The organism is Streptomyces sp. NPDC046215, from assembly GCF_040646215.1.
In the GTDB taxonomy this organism is placed as follows: domain Bacteria; phylum Actinomycetota; class Actinomycetes; order Streptomycetales; family Streptomycetaceae; genus Streptomyces; species Streptomyces stramineus.
In genome coordinates this window covers 1-26,739 of the sequence record NZ_JBEYZW010000033.1, presented here as the reverse complement: position 1 = coordinate 26,739, position 26,739 = coordinate 1, and the positions used below count along the sequence as shown (strand labels likewise).

At 71.8% G+C, this 26,739-nt stretch carries 24 protein-coding genes and 1 tRNA gene; 10 read left to right on the top strand and 15 right to left on the bottom strand.

Features of this window, described 5'->3' with window-relative positions; genetic code table 11:
* Positions 1–152: 152 nt before the first annotated feature.
* Positions 153–227 (bottom strand) — tRNA-Val (locus ABZ951_RS16650).
* Positions 228–405: 178 nt separating this feature from the next.
* Between ABZ951_RS16650 and ABZ951_RS16645 the strand changes: the two genes are divergently transcribed.
* From ABZ951_RS16645 to ABZ951_RS16635, 3 genes are all read left to right on the top strand, one after another.
* Positions 406–1,179, top strand: coding sequence for a DUF4097 family beta strand repeat-containing protein (locus tag ABZ951_RS16645; protein ID WP_344089376.1), 774 nt, complete (start codon positions 406–408; stop codon positions 1,177–1,179).
* A 127-nt stretch (positions 1,180–1,306) separates the two neighbouring features.
* Positions 1,307–2,647 carry a hypothetical protein gene (locus ABZ951_RS16640; RefSeq protein ID WP_344089405.1) on the top strand — a complete coding sequence of 447 codons (1,341 nt, stop codon included), beginning with the start codon at positions 1,307–1,309 and terminating at the stop codon, positions 2,645–2,647.
* Between the two features lie 36 nt (positions 2,648–2,683).
* Entirely contained in the window at positions 2,684–2,902 is a 219-nt protein-coding gene (locus ABZ951_RS16635) for a zinc ribbon domain-containing protein (RefSeq protein ID WP_344089375.1), read from the top strand.
* A 70-nt stretch (positions 2,903–2,972) separates the two neighbouring features.
* Here ABZ951_RS16635 and ABZ951_RS16630 read toward each other — a convergent pair whose 3' ends face one another.
* The 4 genes from ABZ951_RS16630 to ABZ951_RS16615 are packed head-to-tail and all read right to left on the bottom strand — an operon-like array spanning position 2,973 to position 8,303.
* The gene (locus ABZ951_RS16630; protein WP_344089374.1) at positions 2,973–3,632 is read right to left on the bottom strand and encodes an O-methyltransferase; all 660 of its coding nucleotides are present in this window, start codon (positions 3,630–3,632) and stop codon (positions 2,973–2,975) included.
* Between the two features lie 47 nt (positions 3,633–3,679).
* Positions 3,680–4,480: an HAD family hydrolase gene (locus tag ABZ951_RS16625; protein ID WP_344089373.1), complete on the bottom strand. Its 801-nt coding sequence runs from the start codon at positions 4,478–4,480 to the stop codon at positions 3,680–3,682.
* Positions 4,477–7,134 (bottom strand): phosphoribosyltransferase, encoded by a 2,658-nt coding sequence (locus ABZ951_RS16620; RefSeq protein WP_344089372.1) that lies wholly within the window; start codon positions 7,132–7,134, stop codon positions 4,477–4,479. The genes ABZ951_RS16625 and ABZ951_RS16620 overlap by 4 nt, the downstream gene beginning before the upstream one ends.
* Entirely contained in the window at positions 7,131–8,303 is a 1,173-nt protein-coding gene (locus ABZ951_RS16615) for an HpcH/HpaI aldolase/citrate lyase family protein (RefSeq protein ID WP_344089371.1), read from the bottom strand. Before ABZ951_RS16615 ends, ABZ951_RS16620 begins: the two co-directional genes overlap by 4 nt.
* Positions 8,304–8,497: 194 nt before the next feature.
* On the opposite strand from ABZ951_RS16615, the gene ABZ951_RS16610 reads away from it, so the two are divergent.
* Complete coding sequence (locus ABZ951_RS16610; RefSeq protein ID WP_344089370.1) at positions 8,498–9,430, top strand: TerD family protein; 933 nt, start codon at positions 8,498–8,500, stop codon at positions 9,428–9,430.
* Positions 9,431–9,473: 43 nt separating this feature from the next.
* Here ABZ951_RS16610 and ABZ951_RS16605 read toward each other — a convergent pair whose 3' ends face one another.
* From ABZ951_RS16605 to ABZ951_RS16580, 6 genes are all read right to left on the bottom strand, one after another.
* Positions 9,474–10,220, bottom strand: a complete 747-nt coding sequence (locus ABZ951_RS16605) for a Tellurium resistance (RefSeq protein ID WP_344089369.1) — start codon at positions 10,218–10,220, stop codon at positions 9,474–9,476.
* A gap of 101 nt (positions 10,221–10,321) precedes the next feature.
* Complete coding sequence (locus ABZ951_RS16600; RefSeq protein WP_344089368.1) at positions 10,322–11,452, bottom strand: DUF475 domain-containing protein; 1,131 nt, start codon at positions 11,450–11,452, stop codon at positions 10,322–10,324.
* Between the two features lie 48 nt (positions 11,453–11,500).
* Positions 11,501–12,076: a TerD family protein gene (locus tag ABZ951_RS16595; protein WP_344089367.1), complete on the bottom strand. Its 576-nt coding sequence runs from the start codon at positions 12,074–12,076 to the stop codon at positions 11,501–11,503.
* A gap of 125 nt (positions 12,077–12,201) precedes the next feature.
* Positions 12,202–12,777 carry a TerD family protein gene (locus ABZ951_RS16590; protein ID WP_087928280.1) on the bottom strand — a complete coding sequence of 192 codons (576 nt, stop codon included), beginning with the start codon at positions 12,775–12,777 and terminating at the stop codon, positions 12,202–12,204.
* A 201-nt stretch (positions 12,778–12,978) separates the two neighbouring features.
* On the bottom strand, positions 12,979–13,437 hold the full coding sequence (locus ABZ951_RS16585; protein ID WP_344089366.1) for a peroxiredoxin: 459 nt from the start codon (positions 13,435–13,437) through the stop codon (positions 12,979–12,981).
* 195 nt (positions 13,438–13,632) lie between these two features.
* Positions 13,633–14,061 carry a DUF3052 domain-containing protein gene (locus ABZ951_RS16580; RefSeq protein ID WP_344089365.1) on the bottom strand — a complete coding sequence of 143 codons (429 nt, stop codon included), beginning with the start codon at positions 14,059–14,061 and terminating at the stop codon, positions 13,633–13,635.
* 471 nt (positions 14,062–14,532) lie between these two features.
* Between ABZ951_RS16580 and aceE the strand changes: the two genes are divergently transcribed.
* Positions 14,533–17,265, top strand: a complete 2,733-nt coding sequence (gene aceE / locus ABZ951_RS16575; protein WP_344089364.1) for a pyruvate dehydrogenase (acetyl-transferring), homodimeric type — start codon at positions 14,533–14,535, stop codon at positions 17,263–17,265.
* A 188-nt stretch (positions 17,266–17,453) separates the two neighbouring features.
* Here the strand turns inward: aceE and ABZ951_RS16570 are convergent, their stop codons facing one another.
* Both ABZ951_RS16570 and ABZ951_RS16565 read right to left on the bottom strand, forming a co-directional pair.
* Positions 17,454–17,837, bottom strand: coding sequence for a peptidase inhibitor family I36 protein (locus ABZ951_RS16570; RefSeq protein ID WP_344089363.1), 384 nt, complete (start codon positions 17,835–17,837; stop codon positions 17,454–17,456).
* 137 nt (positions 17,838–17,974) lie between these two features.
* Positions 17,975–19,567 (bottom strand): MFS transporter, encoded by a 1,593-nt coding sequence (locus ABZ951_RS16565; RefSeq protein WP_344089362.1) that lies wholly within the window; start codon positions 19,565–19,567, stop codon positions 17,975–17,977.
* 115 nt (positions 19,568–19,682) lie between these two features.
* Here ABZ951_RS16565 and ABZ951_RS16560 point away from each other — a divergent pair, with 115 nt between their 5' ends.
* The 5 genes from ABZ951_RS16560 to ABZ951_RS16540 all read left to right on the top strand — a co-directional run bounded on the left by ABZ951_RS16560 (position 19,683) and on the right by ABZ951_RS16540 (position 24,802).
* Entirely contained in the window at positions 19,683–20,342 is a 660-nt protein-coding gene (locus tag ABZ951_RS16560; RefSeq protein WP_344089361.1) for a TetR family transcriptional regulator, read from the top strand.
* Positions 20,343–20,440: 98 nt separating this feature from the next.
* Complete coding sequence (locus ABZ951_RS16555; RefSeq protein ID WP_344089360.1) at positions 20,441–21,667, top strand: alpha/beta hydrolase; 1,227 nt, start codon at positions 20,441–20,443, stop codon at positions 21,665–21,667.
* 98 nt (positions 21,668–21,765) lie between these two features.
* Positions 21,766–22,635 (top strand): DUF4429 domain-containing protein, encoded by an 870-nt coding sequence (locus ABZ951_RS16550; protein ID WP_344089359.1) that lies wholly within the window; start codon positions 21,766–21,768, stop codon positions 22,633–22,635.
* A gap of 106 nt (positions 22,636–22,741) precedes the next feature.
* The gene (locus ABZ951_RS16545; protein WP_344089358.1) at positions 22,742–24,019 is read left to right on the top strand and encodes a sensor histidine kinase; all 1,278 of its coding nucleotides are present in this window, start codon (positions 22,742–22,744) and stop codon (positions 24,017–24,019) included.
* A gap of 105 nt (positions 24,020–24,124) precedes the next feature.
* Positions 24,125–24,802 (top strand): response regulator transcription factor, encoded by a 678-nt coding sequence (locus tag ABZ951_RS16540; protein ID WP_344089357.1) that lies wholly within the window; start codon positions 24,125–24,127, stop codon positions 24,800–24,802.
* 223 nt (positions 24,803–25,025) lie between these two features.
* On the opposite strand, the gene ABZ951_RS16535 is transcribed toward ABZ951_RS16540, so the two are convergent.
* Entirely contained in the window at positions 25,026–26,036 is a 1,011-nt protein-coding gene (locus tag ABZ951_RS16535) for an aldo/keto reductase (protein ID WP_344089356.1), read from the bottom strand.
* Positions 26,037–26,042: 6 nt separating this feature from the next.
* Positions 26,043–26,507, bottom strand: a complete 465-nt coding sequence (locus ABZ951_RS16530) for a MerR family transcriptional regulator (protein WP_344089355.1) — start codon at positions 26,505–26,507, stop codon at positions 26,043–26,045.
* Positions 26,508–26,739: the final 232 nt, after the last annotated feature.

The following is a 26,739-nucleotide window of genomic DNA, read 5'->3' as shown; positions in this document are numbered from 1 at the left end:
CAGGCTACGAGCGCGGGCGGCGCCGGGCGGCCACTCCGGCCCGATTTTGCGGAACGCTCATCAAATGGTCATGAGCCCGTGGGGTTGCCCGGCCGGACACGGCCCCGGAACGCGGAGGACCCCCAGTCATGATCGACTGAGGGTCTTCGCGCTGGTGGGCACAGACGGATTTGAACCGCCGACATCTGCTTTGTAAGAGCAGCGCTCTACCGCTGAGCTATGCGCCCTGGACGAAGAGACAGCCTACATGGCCCGGGGCGGGGTGCCGCAAACCCCGCATCCGGGGTGGGGCGGGGCGGGGGTTATCCCCACCCCCCATGCGGTAACAGGGTGCATTCCACGGGCGGCCCGGCCTTCCTAGACTCCTCGGCAGACCTTCCGCCCCCTGCCTTTCGGAGCGCCCACGTGAACCCCCGTACCCCCCGCCGCAGCACCGCCCGCCTGTCGTTCGCCGCCTGCGGCGCGCTGGTCGCCGCGGTGGCGCTGACCGGGTGCGGAGGCGGTGGCGTCGACGACGCCGAGCCCGAGCGGAAGTCGTTCGCGCTGCCGGGCAAGGAGCTGACCGTCGACTCCGACGACTCGCGGCTGGAGCTCGTGCCCGGTGACGGCAAGGACGTGAACGTGACCCGGTGGTTCGACGGGTGGACGCTCGGCGGGACCGCGAAGGTCACGTGGGAGATGGACGGGAGCACCCTCAAGCTCCGCGAGCACTGCTCGGGCATCAGCACCGACTGCGAGGCGAAGCACCGGATCGAGGTGCCGCACGGGGTCAAGGTCACCGTCAAGGAGCACAACGGCGGAGTCCGGGCGAAGGGCTTCGCGAGCGACCTGAAGATCAGCTCCGACAACGGGGAGGTGCGGGTGAGCGACTCCTCCGGGGCCCTGGACCTCTCCTCCTCCAACGGCACCGTGACCGTCACCGCCGGCGCCGCCCCCCGCGTCCGCGCCACGTCCGGCAACGGCGAGGTCCGGATCGCCCTGACGCGGGTCCCGGACCGGGTGGAGACCTCCACCGACAACGGCGGCATCACCATCGACGTGCCGCGCGCCGCCTACAAGGTCGACGCCCGCAGCGGCAACGGCAAGGCGACCGTGGACGTTCCCCGGGACGACGCCAGCCGGCACTCGCTCTCCGGGCACAGCGACAACGGCAACGTGAAGGTCCGCATCGCGAACTAACGGACCCGTGTGTTCGTCCTTAACGGTGGGAGAATGGCATCCGGGCCAGGGGCGATCCATCGGGAGAGGGCAAGTGACGGCGACCTTCACGCAGTCCGTACGACCGGCAGGTCGCCGTCCGGGGGCCGTGGCGGCCCTGGGGGCCGCCGTCCGGGACACCGTGACGCTCGCCCTGCTGCCGCTGCCCCTGCTCGTCGCCGCCGTGCCCGCGGCCTTCGCCGGCGGCGGCACGCGCCGCTGGGGCCGGGGCGGCCGCGGGGAGGGCCAGCGGGCCGACGCCCAGGCCGCCAAGGACGCGGCCGCCGCCGCGTTCTACGAGCTGGACACCGCCCAGCGCGACCTGCGGATCTCCATCGAGACGATCACCGCCGTCGACCCCTCGCCCGCGGCCCGCAAGGCCGCCGCCGACTTCGAGGCGTTCGGGCGGCGCGTCGACGAGGTGTCCCACACCTACATCAGCGCCGTCGACGCCCACGACCTGGACCGGGACGACCTCGACGCGGGGACGGCCGCCCGGGCCCGCGCCGACCTGGCGAAGGCCAAGGACGAGCTGGTGCGCGTCAAGGCCGACCTGGAGCGGTTCGGGCAGAGCCTCGGGCCGCTGCTGGAGACCGCCGAGACCCAGCTGGCCCGGGTGGCGCCCGCCGTGGAGCGGGCCCGGCAGGGCCTGCTCGCGGCCAGCGACGCCCTGGACGCGGTGCGGGCGTCCGGGCTGAAGGCCGACGACCTGGCCGCGCGGCTCGCGGCCCTCGCCCCCGAGCTGACCAAGCTCAACCAGGGCGCGGGGCAGCACGGCGTGCAGGAGACCATCCAGCGGGCCGAGCGGGTGCTGCGGGAGGCCGGGGCGATCGGCGGCGAGGCCGCCGCGCTGCCGCAGAAGGCCGCGGACATCGACAAGCGGCTGGTCTCGCTGCGCACCCGCGCCCAGGCGATCACCACCCGGGCGGCGGGCGTCGAGCCGGTCCTCAGCGAGCTGCGCCGCCGCTACAGCGCCGCGTGCTGGCAGGACCTCCAGCAGGTGCCGGACGAGGCGACCCGCGCCGTCGCCCAGGCCGAGCAGAAGCTGCGGGAGGCCCGGCAGGCCCGGGACGAGCAGCGCTGGCCCGACGCGCTGGCGGGCCTGACCACCGTGCGGGCCCTGCTGAACAGCACCGACGAGGCGGTCTCGGCCGCGGGCGAGCGGCTGCGGCGGCTGGACGAGGTGTCGTTCGACCACGCCAAGGAGGTCGAGCGCACCCGCTTCGCCATCCGCGACGCCCAGCGGCTCGCGATGGCCGGGCGCAGCACCCCCGACCCCCGGCACGCCCGCCCCCTGGACGACGCGGTGGCCCGCCTGGACCGGGCGGTCGCGAACCTGGAGGGCCGCCACCCGGACTGGTGGCACTTCCTCACCGAGACCGAGGCGGTGCGGCGGACCGCGGCAGACGTGGTGCAGAAGATCCGCGGGGAACTGGGCGCCGGCCAGTAGGAGCGCCCCCGCGGGGGAGCTGGCTATGCTGCCCGCATGCCTCGCTACGAATACCGCTGCAAAGCCTGTGGTGACACCTTCGAGCTCAGCCGCCCCATGGCCGAGTCCTCGGCGCCCGCCGCGTGCCCCGAGGGGCACACCGACACCGTGAAGCTGCTGTCGACCGTCGCCATGACGGGCGGCGGCACCGCCCCCGCCCCCGCGCCCCGGGGTGGCGGCGGCGGAGGATGCTGCGGGGGCGGCTGCTGCGGCTGAGGCGTGATCCGGTCGGTTGGCGACGCCGCCCCGCGCCCCGGCCGGGGGCTCGGCGTCGCCGGCGCACCGCTTACCGGCGACGGGCCAGCGTCAGCCCGTCCGCGACCGTGAGCAGCACCGACTCCATGCGCTTGTCCGCGGCCACGTGCGTGTTGAACACCTTGACCGCGGCGGCGAGGCTGCCGGGCGCCGGGTCGACGACGTCTCCGCTGAAGAGGGTGTTGTCGGCCACGATCAGGCCGCCGGGCCGCAGCCGGGGCACGAGCTCCTCCCAGTAGGCGATGTAGCCGTCCTTGTCGGCGTCGATGAAGGCCAGGTCGATGTGCGGCTCGGCGGGCATGGCGCGCAGGGAGTCCAGGGCGGGCGCGATCCGGAGCTCGATCCGGTCGGCGACGCCCGCCGCGGCCCAGCCCTCGCGGGCGTGCGCGGTCCACTCCTCGGAGATGTCCAGGGTGATCAGCCGCCCGCCCTCGGGCAGCGCCTGGGCCATGGACAGGGCGGAGAGCCCGGTGAAGGTGCCCACTTCCACGATGTGCCGGGCGCCGGTGAGCCGGACGAGGAAGGCCAGCAGCGGGCCCTGCTCCTCGGCGATCTGCTTGACGGCGACGTCGGGGAGCAGGCGGTGGGTGAGTTCGACGAGGGCGCGCTGCGCGGGATCGAGCGGCGGGTTGTGGGCGAGCACGTAGGCGTACAGCTCCGGGGTGATCTGGGCGCCCTTGACTTCGGTCACGCGAATCTCCTCAGCGGGTAAGGGAGTTACCGCTTACCCGCCCGACCCTACGCCGTTCCGCCGAAGGCCCGCAGGATCTCCTCCCCCGCCGCCACGCCCCTGGTCGTCAGCGCGGTGACGTGGGGCGCGGTCCAGCCGGCGTCGGCGAGTTCGCCGTGGCCCGGGCGCCAGCCGCGGTCCGCGGCGAGCAGCAGGTCCGCGTCGAGCAGGGAGTCGCCGGCGGCGAGCACCTCGCAGGGGCCGGTACGGCGGGCGATCTCGGCGACCGCCGCGCTCTTGGTGAGCGGTGCGGGCACGGCGTAGAGCTTGCGGCCCTGGAGGGAGACGGTCCAGCCACGGGGTTCGGCCCAGGCGCTCAGCTCCTTGACCCACTCCTCGGGCAGGAGCGCGCGGTCCACGACGAGGTAGGCGAAGAGGTCCTCGGCGGTGCGCTCCTTGAGGAGCCAGGCGGGGTCGGCGGTGCGCGCCAGGTGGGTGCGGACCTCCTCCAGCGTGGCGCACTCGGCGGCCAGGCCGGCCTCCACCCGGCGCCGCCACCCGGTGTCGGACTCGCCGTCGACGAGCAGTTCGCCACCGTTGGCGCAGATGGCGAACCGGGGCGGGGGGCCGGGCAGCCGGATGCGGCGGTACTGCTCGCGGGTGCGGGTGGTGGTGGGGACGAAGGTGGCGGTGCGGGCCAGGCCGGTGAGCAGGGCGGCCGCGGTCTCCGTCATGTAGGAGAGCGGCTTGTGCTCGTAGACCTCGACGCAGAGCAGGCGCGGGGCGTCCGCGTCGGGCATCCGCAGGCCGAGGGCGGCGGTGGAGTAGATGAGGGTGCGGTCGAGGTCGCTGGCGATGAGGGGGTTCACTTGGCGGCCACCGCCTTGCCGTCGGCGCCGGTGGCGCCCCGGGTGTAGCGGGGGTGGATCAGGCCGACGCAGGTGTACGGCAGGTCGTCGACCTCTTCGACGGGGACGCCGCGCTGCGCGGCGAGGAGCCGGACGTGACCGAGGTCGGCGGCGGCGCCGCGCCGGGCGAGGATCTTCCACGGGACGCGGCGGAGGAGGACGCGGGTGGTCTCGCCGACGCCGGGCTTGACGAGGTTGACGTCGTGGATGCCGTATTCCTCGCTGATGCGCTCGACGGCCGCCCAGCCTTCCCAGGTGGGGGTGCGGTCGGTGGCGGCGAGTTCCTTGGCTTCGGCGGTGACGTCGGCCGCGACCTCGGCGAAGCGCGCCTCGACGGCGTCGATGAAGGCGCGGGAGAGGTCGGCGGCGGCCAGCTCGCGGTAGAACTTCGCGCCGTGGAAGTCGTCGGGTCCGACGAGGTCGGCGCGCAGGACCGTGCGGGATATCAGCCCGGAGACGGTGGAGTTGAGGCACGCGGAGGGGATGAGGAAGTCATCGCGGGTGCCGTAGGTGTCGACGCAGTGGCCGGGATCGGCGAGGACGGCGATCCGGGGGTCGAAGCCCTCGAACTCCTGAAGGGCATCGGCCAGTTCGCGGGTGATGGCGCCCTTGCCGGTCCAGCCGTCGACGAAGACGACGTCGGCGGGGTCGTGGTGGTCGGCCAGCCAGCGCAGCGCCGTGGTGTCGATGCCGCGCCCCCGCACGATGGAGACGGCGTAGTGGGGCAGGTCCAGCCCGTGCGCGTGCCGGGCCCAGCGGCGCATGAGCACGCCGACGGGGGTGCCGGCACGGGCGAGGGAGACCAGCACCGGGCGGGGGGACCGCTCGGCGAGCACGGTCTCGGTGACGACGCCGACGGCCCGGGCCAAGCGGGCGGCGGAGGCGTCGAGGGCGGCGTGGAAGAGCGCCTGGTACTCCTCGGTCGGCTGGTACTCGACCGGCAGGGACTCCGCGTAGTGGGCGCCGCCGCTCTGGATGGCTTCCTCGCGCTCCTCGGTGGGGGCTTCGAGGGTGACGTCGGAGAGGTCCTGGAGCAGCCAGCCCACGTCGTCGGGCGAGTAGGAGGAGAACGCGGGGCCGCGGAGCGGCTCGGACATGGGTGGCACCTGTCGGTCGGCGACGGCGGACGGGGCATAGGAGGGAACGACGACGAGAAGGACGTGCGGAACGTGCTCGGCGAGCCGGTCCAGCAGCCCACCGGGGGCATGCAGGGCAGGGGTATCGGCAACCGAGTCGACAACGGCGACGACGTGGTCGAAACCCCGCCCGGCGACGTTGTAGGCGTACCGCTCGCCGGGCCCGTCGGCCGGGTCGTCGTGCGCGGGGAAGACGAGGCGGGTGCGGATGGCGTAGCCGGGGTCGTCGACGGCCAGGACCGGTGAGCGGGTGGTCGTCGAATAGCGCACGGCGGTGGTGTCGCAGAGCTGGAGCCGCAGCTCCTCGGCGAGGCGCAGCGGCGCGTACATCAGCTCCTCGTTGCCGAGGACGAGGACGCGCTCCGCGTGGCGTCGGCCGAGCACGTCGCCGACGGCGGCCGCCATGCGCGGCAGCGAGCCCTCCAGGCGCTCCCGGTGCGCAGGCGTGAAGCCATGCCGCCCACCGTCGGGCACCCCTTCGGGCCAGCCGATCTCAACCCGCTCGACAACGCCCCGATGCATCTCATGCGTGTCAGAACACAAGGAAGCAGACGAAGAACAACGGGAGGCGGCGGGGCCGGAGGGGTGGGGGTCCGGGGCGCTGACGTGTATTTGCGGGCCCAAGGTGGGGGCACCAGTGCGCTGGGGGGCACCGGGCCCGTAAATATACGGCCCCGGACCCCCACCCCGCAGGCCCCGTCGCCGCACCCCGGCCTCGTCAGCCACCGAAGAAGCGGCAGCCGCCTCATACTCGGCAACCAACTCCTGCCCCCGCGACAGAACTCCCTCAGGAAGCAGCACAGTCCCAGAAGCGTGAGCGACAAGATCAACACACACGCCCAGCCCGTCCGCGAAGTCCACCAGACGAGCCCGGTCGTCGTCAGACCGCAGATCGACCAGAGCAACAACCACGTACCGCTCACGGGGAAAGCGCGCGTGCAAAGCGGCGATGGTGTTCAAGATCGTGCGGCCGGTGGAGAACTCGTCGTCCACCAGGACCAGCGGCCCGTCGCCGGAGAGCAGCGACGGGTCCTCGGGCAGCAGCAGGTGCGAGGTCGCGTGGCTGTGTTCCTCCTCGAAGCCGCCGACGGACGCCACACCGGGCACGGGGCGGCGGGTGGAGTGCAGGTAGGGGGCGAGGGCGAGGCCGTCCGCGACCGAGTGGCCCAGGCCCGTGGCGGTCTCGGCGTAGCCGAGGACCACGGCCCGGGCGGCGTCCGCGTCGCCCAGCAGGTCCCGTACCCGCCGCCCCAGGGCCACCCCGGGCGCGTACACGGCGAGGGGCTCGGTGGGGACGTGCTTGCCCAGGACGTTGGAGACGAGGAGGTGGGCCCGCTTGGGGTTGCGCCGCAGGGCGAGGCCCAGCAGCTCGGGCAGCCGTTCGTCACCCGCCAGCTCCACGCCGAGCCGGTCCGCGACCCACTGCCCCGACCACACCACGCTATCGTCCACCCTCTCGGCCTTCTGTTCGTCACTCATGCGGTCCGCACCCCGGCCGCGAGCAGCTCCACGAAGCTCACGTCCTCCCGCGCCACGCCGAACACCTCGGCGCGCAGCATGATCCGCTCGGCCCAGGCCCGGTGCGGTTTCACTTCGTTCATTTTGTTCGTATAGGCGGAGCGCAGGACCCCGCCGCCGTCGAGCTCGGGCCGCAGGATGTCCTGCGCGTCGCTGTACTCCTCGTGGCTGACGACGGACAGGGCGTGCACGGGGGCGACGTGGGAGGGGTGGATGCAGGTCTTGCCCTGGAGGCCGTTGGCCCGGTCCAGGTGGATCTCGCGGAGCAGCCCGTCCATGTCGTGCTCGATGAGGGCGGTGCGCAGGGCCTCTGCGGGCCCGGCGAAGGGGCTGCGGCGCAGCTGCGGCTTGAACATCCGCTGCTGCTGGCGGAAGTACTCCCAGACGGGCCCGGTGACGGTGAAGCCGCTGCCGTCCGCGCGGCCGAGGACGTTGACGACGTCGGCGATGACGGAGGCGACGAGCTGGACGTCGTAGGCGGTCATGTCGGGGGCCCGGCGCAGCCCGTACGCGGAGCAGAAGTCCGTGACGCCGAGCCGCAGGGCCAGCACCCGGTCCCGGTACTTGTCGACGGTGCGGGCGATGCCGGCGAGGGTCTCGGTGCGGGTCTCCAGGTGGAGGAGCTCGGGCGATTCGAGGACGGGCATGGCGAAGAGCCGCTGCTGCCAGGTGTCCTCGGCGACGGCCAGCGACTCCAGGAAGGGGACGCCGCGCTCCTCGGTGAATTTCGGGAGGACGAAGCCGGAGAGCAGGCGCCGGGCGGGACCCAGGCGCCGGGTGAGGTCGGTGATCTGGAGGGGGTCGCGGACGCGGATGAACAGCAGGGGGAGGCTGCGGCCCCAGGCGTCGAGGCGGGCGAGCTCGGCGAACTGGCGGACGAGGTTCTCCTCGGCGCCGGTCACCTCGTCGTCGCCTATGGAGTCCTCCAGGCACAGGACCATGGAGACCACGCCGTGCTCGGCCTGTTTGACGATGTCGTGGGCGAGGGTGGGGCGGGTGCCGGGGCTGTAGAGGGTGGCACCGAGCGCGACGGCGAGCACACGGGCCGGGGAGTCGGCGCCGAAGGCACCGGGCTCCTTATGGAACAGCCCATTCCGCACCGAGGGCGCAAGGTGTTCGAAATGCCTCATGACTCTCCCCGTGGACCACGGCCTCCAACGGACCGTCCAGGCGGAAGCGTGGCCGATTATCGTACGTCCGGCAACGGGTCAAGAGTTCCCCAAGTGCATGAATATCTTGCTACCCGTATGAGTCGTTCCAGTGTCCACCGCAATCGCGGCCCCTGCGTTGTCCGCGGCCACCGGGGGAAGGCAGGATTGCGGACATGACGCACGCCATGCTGAAGGGGTCGAACATCCCGCTGGACACCCGGACCGTTCGGGCCGTGCTGCGCTGGACCCCCGGCCCGGGCGTCCCGGACGTGGACGCCTCCGCCCTCCTGGTGGGCGACGCGGGCCGAGTGCGCTCGGACGAGGACTTCGTCTTCTACAACCAGCCCCGGCACCCCTCCGGCGCCGTCCGGCACCTGGCCAAGAAGCGGCTGACCGAGGGCGCCACGGACGCCGTCGAAGCCGACCTGTCGGCGCTGGAGCCGTCGGTGGACCGCGTGGTGCTGGCCGCGTCGGCGGACGGCGGCCCCTTCGGCCTCGTCCGGGACCTGTGCGTGCTGCTGTACGACACGGCGGCCGGCGGGGCGGGACAGGCCGGCGAGCCCCTCGCGCGCTTCGACGTCCAGGCGGAGACGGGCTCGGAGACCGCGATGATCTGCGGGGAGCTCTACCGGCGCGGCGAGGGCTGGAAATTCCGGGCGCTGGGGCAGGGGTACGCCTCGGGGCTGGTCGGGCTGGCCACGGAGTTCGGCATCTCGGTGGACGAGAACGAGGGGCACGGGGAGCCCGGGAGCGACGCCGCCGAACCGGCTCCGGAGCCCGCCCCGGCGCCGGAGCCCGAGCCCGCGCGGCCCGCGCCGGCCGAGCCCGCCCCGGCACCGCCCGCGCCCGGCTACGGCTACCCGCCGCCGCCCCCGCTCCCCCCGCCGCCGGCGGCCCCGCCGCAGCCCGCGTACGGCTACCCCCAGCAGCCGGCCCCGGCCGGGTCCGCGTACGGCTATCCGCAGCCGCAGTCGCCAGGCGGCCCGGCGTACGGCTATCCGCAGCACCGGCCCGTGCCGGACCCGGCCTTCCGGCTGCCCCCGCAGGGGCCGCAGTTCCAGCCCGACCGCCACGGCTCGCCGCACCGGGGCGGTCAGGGGGTGTGAACCCGGGAAGCGGGGGCACCCGGAGGTCAGCGGGCGGGGGCGGTCAGACCTTGGTGGTCTTGTAGCCCCGGCCCCACTGCAGGCCCCACCCGTAGAGCCGGTCCAGCTCCGCCTGGAAGCCGTACACGTACCGCATCTCGCGCCGCACGGTGATCTCGCCCTTGTTGTTCTCCAGCATCACCACGGCGCACGACCGGGCCTCCGGCGCGCGCTCGTGGAGCGCGATCTCGATCCGGGGCCCGTTTCCGGGGTAGAGCGTCACCATGGCGTGCGTACGGTCGAACGCCGGGGTGCCGTCATAGATGTAGACGAAGATCAGCAGACGTTTGATCTCCGCACGGTGGTCCATGTTGACGTAGATCGTCTCACCGGCCCCGGAGCCGAACCGGTCGTCCCCGCTGAGCTGCACGTACGGCGGGGTATTGAGGCTGCCCAGTATGGAGCCGAGGGGCTGGACTACGCCTTTCGTGCCGTCCTGCAGCTCGTACATGCAGGCGAGGTCGAGGTCGACGTTGACCATGGCGGGCCCCTGCGCCTGCACCATCTCCGGCCGGAACTTGCGGAGCGGGTGGCGCAGCCCGGTGCCGAAGGCGGGCCGGTCGTCGAAGTCGGACGTCCGCATCCGCCAGGAGAGGTTCACCCGGAGGTTGCCGGTGACGGCGCCCTGCTTGCTGAGCGAGAACGTGGGGCGGCGCTTGGTGAGCTCGACGGCGCCGTTCGCGCCGCTGAAGTCGAGCTGCTGTGTGCTCGTCCGTCCCCAGTTGCCGAAGAATTTGTCCCTGATCGCCATGGCCACGAAACCCCCACCCGAGTGAGCCCTAATGCGGCGGGGCGGCCGTGAGGTGACCCTCACGACCGCCCCGCTCAGAGCGTTCCTCAAATGTGCCAGGGTCACACCCCGGAGGAGACTTCCGCCGGATCGGCCCCGCCCTTGGCGATGGCGCGGTTGCGGCGCACCGAGGACCAGAAGGACCAGCCGATCAGGGCCACGCCGATCAGGCCGGTGACGACCTCGGGGACCTCGTAGCGGATGCTGATCATGAGGATCACGGCCAGCGCGCCGATGGCGTAGTGCGCGCCGTGCTCCAGGTAGACGTAGTCGTCCAGGGTTCCCTGGCGGACCAGGTAGACCGTGAGCGAACGTACGTACATGGCACCGATGCCCAGGCCCAGCGCCATCAGGACGATGTCGTTGGTGACGGCGAAGGCGCCGATGACACCGTCGAAGGAGAACGACGCGTCGAGGACCTCGAGGTAGAGGAACATGAAGAACGCGGCCTGGCCGGCGAGCAGTATCGCCGGCTTCTTCTTGCCGCTCTTCTTCGCCTCTTCCTCGGCCTCGTGCTCGCGCTCCTCCTCTTCCTCCAGCTTGTTCTCGAAGTAGCTGGAGAGCCCGCCGACGATCAGATAGGTGATCAGGCCGGCGATGCCCGCGAGCATCACGGTGGCCGCCTTGTCGACGTGCGTGCCGCCGTGCTGGTGCGCCTGCGTGGCGAAGGTCATCGCCGAGACCAGCAGGACGATCAGCGCGATGCAGACCGACAGCATGTCGATCTTGCCGAGCTTGGCGAGCGGCCGCTCCAGCCACCCCAGCCACTTGATGTCACGTTCCTCGAAGACGAAGTCAAGGAAGATCATCAGCAGGAACATCCCACCGAAGGCCGCGATGGCCGGGTGTGCGTCGGTCACCAGCTCCTGATAGTGGTCCTTCTCGTTGAGCGCCAGATCGACCGCCTCGATGGGGCCGATCTTGGCGCTGATCGCCACGATCACCACCGGGAAGACGAGCCGCATGCCGAAGACAGCGATCAGGACGCCGATGGTGAGGAAGATTTTCTGCCAGAAGGCATTCATCTTCTGCAGGACTCCGGCATTGACCACGGCGTTGTCGAAGGACAGCGAGATCTCGAGGATGGAGAGGATCGCGACGATCCCGAACGCTTCCCACCCCCCGTAGAGCACCGCTGCAACCAGTCCCAGGGCGGTGACGCCAAAGGACCAGCCGAAGGTTTTCAGAACCACTGGCCACCCAATCGTGTAAGTACGGGGTCCCCCGCGCGGTGCGCGGCTTTACGAAACGTTGACCCCGAAGTCTAGAGCGATGCCGCGCAGACCCGACGCGTACCCCTGTCCGACCGCGCGGAACTTCCACTCTCCGCCGTAGCGGTAGACCTCACCGAAGATCATCGCCGTCTCGCTGGAGGCGTCCTCGCTGAGGTCGTAGCGGGCCAGCTCCGAGCCGTCGGCCTGGTTGAGCACCCGGATGTAGGCATTGGAGACCTGGCCGAAGCTCTGGCCGCGGGCATCGGCGTCATGGATGGACACCGGGAAGACGATCTTGTCGCAGTTCTCCGGGACCTTGGTGAGGTCGACCAGGATCGACTCGTCGTCACCGTCGCCCTCACCGGTGAGGTTGTCACCCGTGTGTTCGACGGAGCCCTCGGGGCTCTTGAGGTTGTTGTAGAACACGAAGTACTCGTCACCGAGCACCCGGCCCGAGGCGCACAGCAGGGCGCTGGCGTCCAGGTCGAAGGGGGCTCCGGTGGTGGAGCGCGCGTCCCAGCCGAGACCGATGGTCACATTCGTGAGGTTCGGTGCGGCCTTGGAGAGGGAGACATTGCCTCCCTTGGCGAGCGTGACGCCCATGATCTTTCTTCCTCCCCTGGTGGAGCGAGCTGAAAGGCATCCGATGTGCGTCCGGCGCCGCACACCCGGTCCCCGGCCGGGCCGGAGGGGGTGTGCGGCGCCGGACGCCGCCTCGGGTGTTTCGGTCAGACGTTGACGCCGAAGTCCTGGGCGATGCCGCGCAGGCCGGAGGCGTAGCCCTGGCCGATCGCGCGGAACTTCCACTCCGCGCCGTTGCGGTACAGCTCGCCGAAGACCATGGCGGTCTCGGTCGAGGCGTCCTCGCTGAGGTCGTAGCGGGCGAGCTCGGTGTTGTCGGCCTGGTTCACCACGCGGATGTAGGCGTTGCGGACCTGGCCGAAGCTCTGCTGGCGGCCCTCGGCCTCGTAGATCGAGACCGGGAACACGATCTTGTGGACGTCGGCGGGCACGCCGGCCAGGTTGACCTTGATCGCCTCGTCGTCACCCTCGCCCTCACCGGTGAGGTTGTCACCGGTGTGCTCGACGGAGCCGTCGGGGCTCTTGAGGTTGTTGAAGAAGACGAAGTTCTGGTCGTTGGCGACCTTGCCCTGGTCGTTCGTCAGCAGCGCGCTGGCGTCCAGGTCGAAATCCGTACCGGTGGTGGTACGGGCGTCCCAGCCGAGACCGACGATGACCGCGGTCAGGTTGGGGGCCGCCTTGGTCAGCGAGACGTTGCCGCCCTTGCTGAGACTGACTCCCACGAGTCCTCCATTGGTTCGAGGGGGCCGGAACCACTCGGCGAGACCTGTGCCCCCGTTGTGCGATGGCATCCGATCAACGTGTGAAGCCTAGTGACCGGTTCCCACCGATTACAGGCTTCTGTCAGGTGATCGTGCCCCGAGTGCGCCCAGAGCATAGATCCTGGCGCGTCCGGGGCGTACGGAAAAGGGTTCGGCGAGTTATCAGAGGGCGCGGAGCGCCGTGAGGTACTCGTTCAGGTCGCGGGCGTCGGGCAGTCCGTTGACGACCGTCCAGCGCACGACACCCTCCTTGTCGATGATGAAGGTGCCGCGGACCGAGCAGCCCTTCTCCTCGTCGAAGACCCCGTAGGCGCGGCCGGCCTCGCCGTGCGGCCAGAAGTCGGAGAGCAGCGGGTACGCGAGGCCCTCCTGCTCGGCGAAGACGCGCAGGGAGAACGGCGAGTCGCTGGAGACGGCCAGCAGCTGGACGTCGTCGTTGGCGAACTTCGGCAGCTCGTCGCGCAGCGCGCACAGCTCGCCGGTGCAGACGCCGGTGAAGGCGAAGGGGTAGAAGAGCAGGACGACGTTCTTCTCACCGCGGTAGTCGGAGAGCCGGACCGTCTCTCCGTGCTGGTTCTTCAGCTCGAAGTCCGGGGCCTTGGTGCCGACCTCGATCGCCATGGGCATGCATCCCTCTCTCGACAGGAGCCGGGCCCCGGGCGCTCGGCGGGTCTCCCCCGCGCGCCCCGGCACCGGCGGGTAGCCGGCCCAGTCTGTCACTGCGCCTTTCGCGGGCAGCACCGCGCCCCCCGGCAGCGGTGCCGCCGGGGGGCGCGGTGGTGGTTTCCGGCCTCGGCCGGGGCAAGCCGGTAAGGGCTAGCGCTTGGCCTTCGGGGTGGCCAGGCGCAGGCCGTTCCAGTCCTTGCCGGCGCTGGCGCTGCCGACCTGCTGGAGGCCGGCGGTGACCGCGGCCTCCTGGATGTCGCTCGGTTCGACGTACCCGTCACGGCCGGTCTTGGGTGTCATCAGCCAGATCAGGGCGCCGTCCTCGATCAGAGTGGTGGCATCCACCAGCGCGTCCGCCAGATCGCCGTCCTCGTCGCGGAACCACACCACTACGGCGTCGACCACATCGTCGTATTCCTCGTCGACGAGATCGGTACCGGTGAGCTCCTCGATGGCCTCACGCAGCTCGTGCTCGGTGTCGTCGTCGTAACCGAGCTCCTGGACCACCTGTCCGGGCTGGAAACCCAGCCTCGCGGCAGGGTTGGTCCGCTCCTCCGCGTGGTCCGCGGTCGCGCTCACGGATTGCCTCCTGTCATCTTTCGAGAAATTGTCTTGTGTTCCTCGCGTACGCGAGGCATTGGCCGTAGTCCACACGTGCCGGACCGATCGCGCAAGTACCCGGCCGTCGAGACCGCCGAAACGGTGACGGATGCGGCGGTCTCGGCGCAACTCCATCCGTCGGCGAACCCGGCCGGGGGTGACGTCGGGTGATTCATGCCACAGCATTGTGCCGGATTTGGGAAGTCCGGCCCAACCATTACGGCCCGGGGGCCCGAACGGCCGTACGCGAACGACTCTCATAGGGGGCGTATGGTTGCGATTTGGCCGCCCACATTCGGCCGACTCTTGACACATCGTCTCGCGGAGTGGTGGTTACCGCCCAGTAGAGATGACGTTTCCGTCGCCGCGGTCCACGATGGGACGACGCGACATCAGCAGAGACCGTACTTGACCGCGTGCTGAGCACGACCCGAACACCGAAGGAACAGCGTGGCTTCCGGATCCGATCGCAACCCGATCATCATTGGCGGCCTTCCCAGCCAGGTCCCGGACTTCGATCCCGAAGAGACCCAGGAATGGCTCGACTCGCTCGACGCAGCCGTCGATGAGCGAGGCCGGGAACGTGCCCGCTACCTCATGCTTCGCCTGATCGAGCGCGCGCGCGAGAAGCGCGTCGCCGTGCCCGAGATGCGCAGCACGGACTACGTCAACACCATCGCCACCAAGGACGAGCCGTTCTTCCCCGGCAACGAGGAGATCGAGCGCAAGGTCCTCAACGCGACCCGGTGGAACGCGGCCGTGATGGTCTCCCGTGCCCAGCGCCCGGGCATCGGCGTCGGCGGTCACATCGCCACCTTCGCCTCCTCCGCCTCGCTGTACGACGTGGGCTTCAACCACTTCTTCCGCGGCAAGGACGAGGGCGACGGCGGCGACCAGATCTTCTTCCAGGGCCACGCCTCCCCCGGCGTCTACGCCCGCGCCTTCCTGCTGGACCGGCTCTCCGAGCAGCAGCTCGACGCCTTCCGCCAGGAGAAGTCCAAGGCCCCCTACGGCCTGTCCAGCTACCCGCACCCGCGGCTCATGCCGGACTTCTGGGAGTTCCCGACCGTCTCGATGGGCCTCGGCCCCCTCGGCGCGATCTACCAGGCCCGGATGAACCGCTACATGGAGGCGCGCGGCATCGCCGACACCTCCAAGTCGCACGTGTGGGCGTACCTGGGCGACGGCGAGATGGACGAGCCGGAGTCGCTCGGCCAGCTGTCCATCGCCGCCCGCGAGGGTCTGGACAACCTGACCTTCGTCGTCAACTGCAACCTGCAGCGCCTCGACGGCCCGGTCCGCGGCAACGGCAAGATCATGCAGGAGCTGGAGTCGCAGTTCCGCGGCGCCGGCTGGAACGTGATCAAGCTGGTGTGGGACCGCTCCTGGGACCCGCTGCTGGCCCAGGACCGCGACGGCATCCTGGTCAACAAGCTCAACAGCACCCCCGACGGCCAGTTCCAGACGTACGCCACCGAGACCGGCGCGTACATCCGTGAGCACTTCTTCGGCGACGACCACCGTCTGCGGAAGATGGTCGAGGGCATGACCGACGACCAGATCCTGCACCTGGGCCGCGGCGGTCACGACCACAAGAAGATCTACGCGGCGTACGCGGCGGCCAAGGCCCACAAGGGCCAGCCGACCGTGATCCTCGCGCAGACGGTCAAGGGCTGGACCCTCGGTCCGAACTTCGAGGGCCGCAACGCGACCCACCAGATGAAGAAGCTCACGGTCGAGGACCTCAAGCGCTTCCGGGACCGCCTGCACATCCCGGTCACCGACAAGGAGCTGGAGTCCGGCCTGCCGCCGTACTACCACCCGGGTCGTGACTCGGAGGAGATCCAGTACATGCACGACCGGCGCAACGCGCTGGGCGGCTACGTACCCTCCCGTGTCGTGCGCGCGAAGCCGCTGGTCCTGCCCGGCGACAAGGCCTACGCGACCGCCAAGAAGGGCTCCGGGCAGCAGTCGATCGCCACCACCATGGCGTTCGTCCGCATCCTGAAGGACCTCATGCGGGACAAGGAGATCGGCAAGCGCTTCGTGCTGATCGCCCCCGACGAGTACCGCACCTTCGGCATGGACGCGTTCTTCCCGTCCGCGAAGATCTACAACCCGCTCGGCCAGCAGTACGAGGCCGTCGACCGGGAGCTGCTCCTCGCGTACAAGGAGTCGCCGACCGGGCAGATGCTGCACGACGGCATCTCCGAGGCGGGCTGCACGGCCTCCCTGATCGCGGCGGGCTCCGCCTACGCGACGCACGGCGAGCCGCTGATCCCCGTCTACGTCTTCTACTCGATGTTCGGGTTCCAGCGCACCGGTGACCAGTTCTGGCAGATGGCCGACCAGCTGTCGCGCGGCTTCGTGCTGGGCGCGACCGCCGGTCGTACGACGCTGACCGGTGAGGGTCTGCAGCACGCGGACGGCCACTCGCAGCTGCTGGCGTCCACCAACCCGGGCGTCGTCTCCTACGACCCCGCGTTCGGCTTCGAGATGGCGCACATCGTCAAGGACGGTCTGCGCCGGATGTACGGCGAGAACGCCGAGGACGTCTTCTACTACCTCACCGTCTACAACGAGCCGATCCAGCACCCGGCCGAGCCGGAGGACGTGGACGCCGACGGCATCCTCAAGGGTCTGTACCGCTTCAAGACGGGCGAGAAGGGCGCGATCCCCGCGCAGATCCTCGCTTCCGGCGTGGCGGTGCCGTGGGCGGTCGAGGCCCAGCAGATCCTGGCCGACGAGTGGAACGTCAAGGCGGACGTCTGGTCGGCGACCTCCTGGAACGAGCTGCGCCGCGACGCCATCGAGGTGGAGGAGTACAACCTCCTGCACCCGGAGGAGGAGCTCCGCGTCCCGTACGTGACGAGCAAGCTCGCCGGCGCCGACGGCCCGAAGGTGGCCGTGTCCGACTGGATGCGGGCGGTTCCGGACCAGATCTCGCGCTGGGTGCCGGGTGCGTACCAGTCGCTGGGCGCGGACGGCTTCGGCTTCGCGGACACGCGTGGCGCGGCCCGTCGCTTCTTCCACATCGACGCGCAGTCGATCGTCCTGGCCGTGCTCACCGAGCTCGCCAAGGAGGGCAAGGTCGACCGCTCCGCGCTGAAGCAGGCGGTGGACCGCTACCAGCTCCTCGACGTCACGGCGGCCGACCCGGGCGCCGCGGGCGGCGACGCGTAGTCGCTCGCGCGACGGCGAGAGCCGTGCCACGGCCCGCGCCCCCGACCAGCGATGCTGGCCGGGGGCGCGGGCCGTTCGCGGTACGGGGTCCGGCGATTGAGGACACCGCGCGCAGCGCGGAAGGGGGCCCGGGGGCTCGCCCCCGGTTTCGGGAAGGGGCGGGGTGGGGGAAAAGACCCGCCGCCCCCTCAGCTTTCCCAGATCTTGAACGCCCGCACCCGGTACGAAGTCTCCGGCACCCACGTCCCCGACGGATACGTGTCGAACTCCCCCGTCTCCCCGCAGGTCGCGCTCTGGTACGTGGTGACGGGCCGGCCCATCCGGTTGGCCAGGGACGCCACGGGCGCGTCCTTCGGTAACGTCACACAGCTCTCGATGTCGGTGCTGGAGAGCTCGGCGACGCCCCGCGCGCCGCGGAAGCCCGCCCCGGTCCACAGGCACAGCTGCCCGGCGCCGCACTGGCCGAGCCGGGTGGGCTGTGCCGCGGGCGCGGCCTGGGCGGCCGGTACGGCCAGGGCGCCCGCGAGGGCGGCGGCGCTCACGGCGAGGGCAGCGATACGGATCGTTCGCATGAGGATCACTCCCTGTGTCGGCAGGGCTACATCCTGTCGGCCGTTGATCAGCGCTGCCAAGAGGGCCCCGCGGCGCGGGGCCCTGATAGGGGAAGGTGACGGCAGGGTCAAACGCGATCAGACGTGATCAGACACGGTCAGACGTGGGGTGTGCCCGCGCCGGCCTCGGCGTTCTCCCCGCGCTTGGTGAAGAACGCGACCCCCGCGGCGAACACCGAGATCACGCCGGCGACGGCGAAGGCCGTGCTCATGCCCGACACGAAGGTGTCCCGGGCGATGTCGGTGATCTTCGCCGCGAGCTCGGGCGGGGTGCCCGGCGGGACCGGGGCCAGGCCCACGGAGACCGCGTCGGACGCCTGGGCCATCTGCTGCGGGGTGCCCGGCGGCAGCCCGGCGTCGGCCCACCGCCCGGGGAGGAGGTCGTCCACCCGGGCGGCCATGATCGCGCCCAGCGCGGCCGTGCCGAGGGAGCCGCCCACCTGCATGGCGGCCTGCTGGAGGCCGCCGGCCACCCCGGCGTGCTCCAGGGGGGCGTTGCCGACGATGACCTCGGTCGCGCCGACCATGACCGGGGCGAGGCCGAGGCCGAACAGCCCGAGCCACACCGACATCCAGAAGGAGCCGGAGTCGGGCTCCAGGGACGTCATGCCGAAGCAGGCGACCGTGCTCAGGACCATGCCGGCCACCAGCGGGAGCCGCGGCCCGATCCTGGTGATGACGGCCCCGGCGGTCGGCGCCCCGACGATCATCATTCCGGTGAGCGGCAGCAGGTGCATGCCGGACTCCACCGGGGTCATCCCGTGCACGTTCTGCAGGTAGAAGGTGACGAAGAACAGGCCGCCGATGAAGGCGAAGGCCATCAGCACCATCAGGACCGTGCCGGCGGTCAGCGGCAGGGAGCGGAACAGGCCCAGCGGCAGCAGGGGTTCGGCGACCCTCAGCTCCCAGAGGGCGAAGAGCGCGAAGGCGACGGCCGCCGCGCCCAGGAACAGCAGGGTGCGGGTGTCCCCCCAGCCCCAGGCCGGTGCCTTGATCAGCGCCCAGACCAGGCAGAACATCGCGGCCGAGAGCAGGAGGATGCCCAGCGGGTCGAAGGACTTGGAAGCGTGTTCGGGGCGGTGGTCCTTGAGGATGACGACGCCGAGGGCGAGCGCGAGGACGCCGACGGGGACGTTGATGTAGAAGACCGACTGCCAGTTGACGTGCTCGACGAGGACGCCGCCCAGGATCGGACCGGCGGCGGTCGAGGCGCCGATGACCATCCCCCAGATCCCGATGGCCATGTTGAGCTTCGCGGGCGGGAAGGTGGCCCGCAGCAGCCCCAGCGCGGCCGGCATCAGCAGCGCGCCGCACAGGCCCTGGAGCACCCGGAAGCCGACGACCGTCGAGACGCTGCCGGAGAGGGCGATGGCACCGGAGGAGAGGGCGAAGCCGGTGGTGCCGACGAGGTAGGTCAGCCGGTGGCCGAAGCGGTCACCGAGCTTGCCGGCGGTGATCAGGGCCACCGCGAGGGCGAGCAGATAGCTGTTGGTGATCCACTGGACGTCGGCGAGCGAGGCGCCGAGATCCTTCTGGATCGCGGGGTTCGCGATCGCGACGATGGTGCCGTCGAGCGTGACCATCATCACGCCTATCGCGACGGAGAGAAGTGTCAGCCAGGGGTGGCCCCGTAAGCCTTTCCGGGGCCCGAGTTCCGGCGTCGCGTCGGCGACGGTGGTCTGAGACATCATATTTCGAGATTATGGCAGCGGCTGACAGTTGACAATCAAACCCATGAGCCGGTATCTGACAAATGTCCCTCACGGCTATCCTGAGCAGCGGAAATGCGGCGGAGGAGAGGCGACGATGCGCGTGATCGAGGACGTCACGGGGCGTACGGCACCGGCCGGGCTGCGCGAGCGCAAGAAGCGGCGCACCCGGACCACCCTCATCCGCTGCGCCCTGGAACTGTTCGCGCTCAAGGGCTACGAACGCACGACCGTCGATGAGATCGCCGACGCCGCCGAGGTCTCCCAGCGCACCTTCTTCCGCTACTTCACCAGCAAGGAAGAGGTCGCCCTGGCCGTGCAGAGCGCGGTGGAGTCGCGGTTCGTCGCCGCCCTGCGCGCCCGCCCCGCCGAGGAGTCGCCGATCGCCGCGCTCCGGGGGGCGGTGCTCGCCTCCTGGGACGGCATCGGCGAGGCCATCGAGTCGATCGTCCCGTTCGAATTGCACCTGCGTACGTACCGAATGATCGAGTCGACGCCGGCGCTGCTGGCCGCGCACCTGCGCCACCTCTCCGGGCTGGAGGAGCGGCTGGCCCAGGAGATCGCCCGCCGGGAGGGCCTGGACCCGGCGACGGACCCCCGGCCGGAGGTCCTGGTCGCGGCGTTCGGCGGGGTGATGCGCGTGGCGAGCGGGATCTGGGGCAGGCATGGGGAGCAGGGCATCGAGGAGCTCCGGCGGCTCACCACCGCATATCTGGACCACCTGGGTCCGGCATTGGCGGAAAATTGGCGCAGTTGACCGGGAAGCGGCTGCGTCCGCCCAATTCCCCCTGGTCAAACGTGAGATAGCTCACTGATTTCGCGGTCGTAACCAGGTTTCTCCTAGGGTGTTCCGCGGTGACTTCTTTCCCGGAGCTCGGCTCCCCCTCCTCCGTTCCCTGGACGACCACGGCCGCCGTGTGGCGCGCGCTGCTCGCCCTGGCCGTGGTGTTCGTCATGCTCGCCACGACCGGCTGGACGGCCGTCAGAAGCCACAAGGCGCCCGGCGACGCCCGGTCCCTCTCGCTCAAGGCGTGGCTGCACGGCTCGGTGGCGGGCCGCCCGCTGCCCGCCCCCGGCGCGGGCCCCGACGTCCTCTCCCGCTTCTTCGCCGCCCTCTCCGGCCCGCAGCGCGAGGAGCTCGCCGCCCGCTACCCCCTCGTCGTCGGCAACCTCAACGGCGCCCCCGTCGCCCTGCGCTACCGCGCCAACCGGATCGCGCTCGGCCAGGCCCGCACGGTGGAGAAGCGGCGGATGCGCGAGAACAGCGGCCTCACCCCGCTGGGCCGCCGGGAGGCCGCGCGCCGGCTGCACCGCTTCGAGTCGCTCATGGACGGCGACCGCAGGATCCTCGCCTTCGACCCCGGCGGGTCGGGGCGGGTCGCGGAGGTCGTGGGCGACCTCGACCGGGCCGAGCGGGTCTCCGTCGTCGTCCCGGGCGTCGACACCAACGTCGTGACCTTCGAGAAGACCCAGCGCGCCTACACCGCTCCCGTCGGCATGGCGCGGGCCCTCTACGCCGCCGAGCGGAAGGCGGCCACCGGCACCAGGACGGCCGTCATCGCCTGGGCCGACTACACCTCCCCGGCCGGCGTCGGCATGGACGCGGCGACGGGCAAGCTCGCCGCCGAGGGCGCGCTGCGGCTGCGCGCCCTGGTCCGGGCGCTGCCCGGCGCCTCGCCCGTCTCCCTGTTCTGCCACAGCTACGGCTCGGTGGTGTGCGGCGTCGCCGGCCGCGAGCTGTCACCCCGGGTCACCGACATCGCGGTCGCCGGCAGCCCGGGCATGCGCGCCGAGCGCGTCTCCGAACTGCGCACCACCGCCCGGATCTGGGCGATGCGCGACCCCGACGACTGGATCCAGGACGTTCCCCACCTGGAGGTCGGCGGCCTCGGCCACGGTGCCGACCCGGTCTCGGCGGGGTTCGGGGCGCGGGTGCTCTCCGCCGCGGGGGCCCGGGGCCACGCCGGGTACTTCGAGCCCGGCACGACGAGCCTCGCCAACTTCGCGGAGATCGGCGTCGGCTCCCCCGCCGCCGTCAGCTGCGCCCGGGCCGGCGGGGGCTGCGCGGACGACCTCGTCTAGTTCCCGCCGCCGCATAGGAGTCGGGCATATGCGCCGGATTGACGCGCGTAGCGCCGGGAGGGGGGACGGGCGGGCGGGCGCCGCATACGATGAGCCGCATGGGTGATGTGCTGGCCGGTCTCCAGGCCGTCTGGGAGTTCGACACCGACTCCGTGCTCATCCGCTTCGAACGGGGGATCCGCACACCGAGGCTGCTCCAGGCGCTCGGCGAGCGACGCATCCCCTACGAGGCGCTCGCGGCCGTCGAGCAGGCCCCGGGGAAGCGCGGGACGGTGGTGCTGCGCGCCGTGCCCAGACCCGGCGCCGATCCGCTGATGGACGTCGCCGGCGGGCAGCTCAAGGAAGCCTGCGACCCCTACCGGCTGGTGCTGCCCGCCGAGCGGGACGCGCTCGCCGAGTACTACGCCGACGAGATGCGCGACGCCCTGGGCCCGTACGCCTCCGAGCCCGCCGACCGGCACCTGGTGGCGGCGCCGGCCCCGCCGATGTCGTTCAAGGCGTACGACGGCAAGGCGTCCTTCGACGGCGCGTCCGTCGCCTTCCGCTGGTTCTGGACGGGCGCGTCCTCCGCCAAGTGGAAGGCCGGCGACCAGCGTTTCGCGGTCGGTGACCTGGCGGGCGTGGAGTGGCGCTCCCCCGAGATCGCGGGCGGCTACCTGCGGCTGCTGCGCCGGGACGCGGCCCGCCCGGGGGAGGCCGACCAGGATCCGGCGGCGGTCGTCTTCGGCATGGGCTACGGCCTCGTCCACGAGTCGCTGCCCTTCGCGGCGGCGGTCCTGGCCGCCGCCCGGGCCAAGACGCCCTCGGGGAGCCCGCTCGCCCCGCTGCCCGGGCCTTCCCACACGGGCCGCCCCGACCCCGGCGGCATCGCGGACCGCATCCGCCACCTGGGGGCGCTGCACGACGCGGGGCTGCTGACGGACGACGAATTCAGCGCGAAGAAGGCGCAGTTGCTGGCGGAGCTGTAGGGATCGGGAGGCCGTGCCGGGCCCGGGGTCATACCCCGGTATGACCTTGCGGTCCCCACCCCGGTGTGACGCCCCCGGCGCACCCGGCGCCTAGGGTGAAACCGTCATGCTCCAGTCATCGCAGCACCCCGGTCCCCGCCCCTCCCCCCTCGCGCTGCTGCGCGATGTGTTCACCCCCGCCGGGCCCCCCGCCCCGCTGCTCGGGCAGTCCCGGCGGGGCGCGGTGCGGCGGCTACCGTACGTCGTCGCCGCGCTGTTCACCGCCGTGCTGCTGCCGGTCACCGGGACCGTGCTGTCCGAGGACTACGGGCTGCACTCCGACGCCGCCGCGCTGCTCGCCGTCCTCCAGGCCGGGCCGCTGCTCCTCGCCGTCCGGCGGCCGCTGCTCGCCTGGGCGGTCGTCTTCACCGCCGACCTCGCGGGCGCCCTGGCGCTGATGACGGTGCCGCTGCCGGAGGACCGGCCCTGGCCGTGGCCGCCGATGGGGATGTTCGGCCTGCTGCTGCTGATGCTGGCCGTCGGGCTGCGCGAGCGGCCCCGCACCCTGGTGGCCGTCTGGCTGGTGACGGGCGCGACCGGCCTGGCCCTCCAGGCGGCCTCCCCCGAGCGCGGCTCGCCCCTGTGGCTGACGATGCTGGTGACCGGCGGCCTGCTGCTGCTCATCGGCGGGGCGCTGCGCGGGCGCGGGGACGCCCGGCGGGCGCTGGCCGAGCAGGAGACGATCAGCGAGGCCGAACGGGCCCGCCGCACCCTGCTGGAGGAGCGCACCCGCATCGCCCGTGAGCTGCACGACGTCGTCGCCCACCACATGTCCGTGATCACCGTGCAGGCGGACAGCGCCCCGTACCGCATCGCGGATCTGCCGCCCGCGGCGGGCGAGGAGTTCGCGGCGATCGCCGCGACCGCCCGGGAGTCGCTGACCGAGATGCGGCGGCTGCTGGGCGTGCTGCGCAGCGAGGACGCCCGGGAGGACGGCGAGCTGGCCCCCCAGCCGGGGGTGGCCCGCATCCCGCAGCTCGTCGAGGCGACGGTGCGGGCGGGGCTGCCCGTGGAGCTGACGATCGACCCCGCGCCGGAGCCGGGCGGCCTGCCGCAGGCCGTGGACCTGTCGGCGTACCGCATCGTGCAGGAGGCCCTTGCCAACGTCGTCCGGCACGCACCGGGGGCGGCGACCCGGGTGTCGGTCTCGGCGGCGGGCGGCAGCGTCATGGTGCTGGTCGTCAACGCCGCCGCGGCCGGGCCGGACGCCCCGCTGGAGAGCGACGGCACCGGACACGGCCTGGTGGGCATGCGGGAGCGGGTCCGCCTCGTCGGCGGGTCCCTCGACACCGGCCCGCTGGCCGGGGGCGGCTACCGGGTGGCGGCCCGGCTACCGTACGCCTGACGCCACCTCGGCCCCACCGCCCCCGCAAGCCCCGGCGTCCCCGAAGCCTGAGGCCTGAACCTCGAAGCCCGCAGCCCGAAGCCCCGCAAAGGAACCCCCCACCGCATGACCATCAAGGTGATCATCGTCGACGACCAGGCCATGGTGCGGGCGGGCTTCGCCGCCCTGCTCGCCGCGCAGTCCGACATCGACGTCGTCGGCGACGCGCCGGACGGCCGGCAGGGCGTGGAGGTGAGCCGCCGCACCCACCCGGACGTGGTGCTGATGGACGTGCGGATGCCGGAGATGGACGGCCTGGAGGCCGCCCGCCGGCTCCTGGACCCGCCGCCCGGGGTCACGCACCGCCCGAAGGTGCTGATGCTGACGACCTTCGACGTCGACGACTACGTGTACGAGGCGCTGCGCGCGGGCGCCTCCGGGTTCCTGCTCAAGGACGCGCCGCCGGCCGATCTCATCTCGGCGGTGCGGGTCGTGGCGGCCGGTGAGGCGCTGCTCGCCCCCTCCGTCACCCGCCGCCTCATCGCGGACTTCGCGCGGCAGCGGCCCGCGCCGCGCCGGGACCCGTCCCTGCGGCTGCCCGGCCTGACGCCGCGTGAGACGGAGGTGCTCGAACTCATCGCGCGCGGGCTGTCCAACCAGGAGATAGCCGGGTCGCTGGTGCTGGCCGAGCAGACGGTGAAGACCCATATCGGCCGGGTCCTGGCCAAGCTCGACCTGCGCGACCGGGCCCAGGCGGTCGTCTTCGCCTACGAGTCGGGGCTCGTGGCCCCGGGGGGCCGGTAGGGACCGGCCGGCGAAGTCGCGCCGTTCACCCCGAGCGCACGGGTCCGCGGTGTCCGGTGCGCGCCACGGCACGCCGCGGGGCTGCCCTCAGGCCGACGGACGCGCCCTGCCCGGGCGGCGTCAGGCGCGGCCGGTCACCGGCGGCGCCGGCCCCGGCGGCGCGTAGGGAGACACGCGACGGCAGAACGGACGGCGGCCCCACGGGCCGCCGGGCCGGGCGGCGTCAGGCGCGGTCGATCGCCGTGAACGACATGTCCTCGTAGCGGTCACCCGCCACCTGGCCGGCGATCGGGGCGAGGTCGGCCAGTTCCGCGGGGGTGAGCTCGATGCGCGTGGCGGCCAGGTTCTCCTCGATGCGGGAGCGCTTGCGGGTGCCGGGGATCGGGACGACCGACAGCCCGTGGACCGAGGCCCGCTGGTGCACCCACGCCAGGGCGATCTGGGCCGAGGTCACCCCGCGGGCCCCGGCGATCCGCCGGACCGGCTCCAGGAGGGCCGCGTTGGCCTCGGCGTTGTCGCCGCTGAAGCGGGGCTGCGTGCGCCGCCAGTCGTCGCTCGCCAGCTCCTTGCCGACGAGAGCGCCCGTCAGGAAGCCGCGGCCGAGCGGGGAGTAGGGCACGAAGGCGACGCCCAGCTCGGCCGCCGCGTCCACCACGCCCTGCTCGATGTCCCGGCTGAAGAGCGACCACTCGGACTGCACGGCGGCTATGGGGTGCACGGCGTGGGCGGCGCGCAGCTCGCCGGGCGAGACCTCGCTCAGGCCGAGGTGGCCGACCTTGCCCTCCGCGACGAGCTCGGCCATCGCGCCGACGCTCTCCTCCATCGGCACGTCCACGTTGCGGCGGTGCATGTAGTAGAGGTCGATGTGGTCGACGCCCAGGCGGCGCAGGCTGCCCTCGACCGCCTGGCGGATGTAGGCGCGGTCGTTGCGGATCTCCTGGAACGAGGGGTCGTCCTCGCGGCGGACGATGCCGAACTTGGTCGCCAGGGTGAGCTCGTCCCGGTGGGCCTGCACGAAGGGCGCGATGAACTCCTCGTTGCGCCCGAATCCGTAGATGTCGGCGGTGTCGAAGAGCGTGACGCCCAGCTCCAGCGCGCGCTCCAGGGTCGCCCGCGCCTCCTTCTCGTCGGTGGGCCCGTATGCGTGGGCCATGCCCATGCAGCCGAGGCCCTGCACGCCCACCTGGGGGCCGCCGGTGCCGAGGGCGACGGTGGCGATCTTCTGGTTGCTCATGGTGCGTCAGGCTCCTTCGGACGCCCGGCGGGCGTCGGCATAGAGGTCGATCTTGTAGTCGAGGACGCTGAGGGTGCCCTGGAGGTCCGCGATGCGCTTGCGGACGTCGTCGCGGTGCGCGCTCAGCAGGCGCTCGCGCTCGGCGAAGGTGTGGTTGCCCTCGCGCACCAGCTCTGCGTAGCGGACCATGTCCGCGACCGGCATGCCGGTCAGCCGGAGCCGGCCCACGAGGTCCAGCCAGTCCAGGTCGCGGTCGGTGTAGCGGCGCTGGCCGGTGTGCGAGCGGTCCACGCAGGGCATGAGCCCGATCCGCTCGTACCAGCGCAGGGTGTGCGCCGTCAGGCCGGTGTACTGCGCCACTTCGCTGATCGTGTAGCGCTCGCGCCCCGACGGGCGGTTGTGCCGCGCCCGGTCGAGCACGGTGCAGGCGGGTACGGTCAACGCCACCGGTGCGCTGTCCACGACGGTCATTCGGCTCCCCCAGTGTCTTCACGGGCGGCTTGCGGGCTGTTTGCCCGCGGTGCCCTGGCGACGACTGCAACGCTAGAGACTTGGAGTGCACTCCAGGCAAGCGAAGACTTGGGGCAATCTTGATCGGGTGGGGGCGCCGGGCGCTGTTCGGGGCAACGTCACCCGAACGCGGGAATGCACGCAAAGTAATGGCAATATTACCCTGGGTGCATGCCTGTGTGGGGTCGTGCTC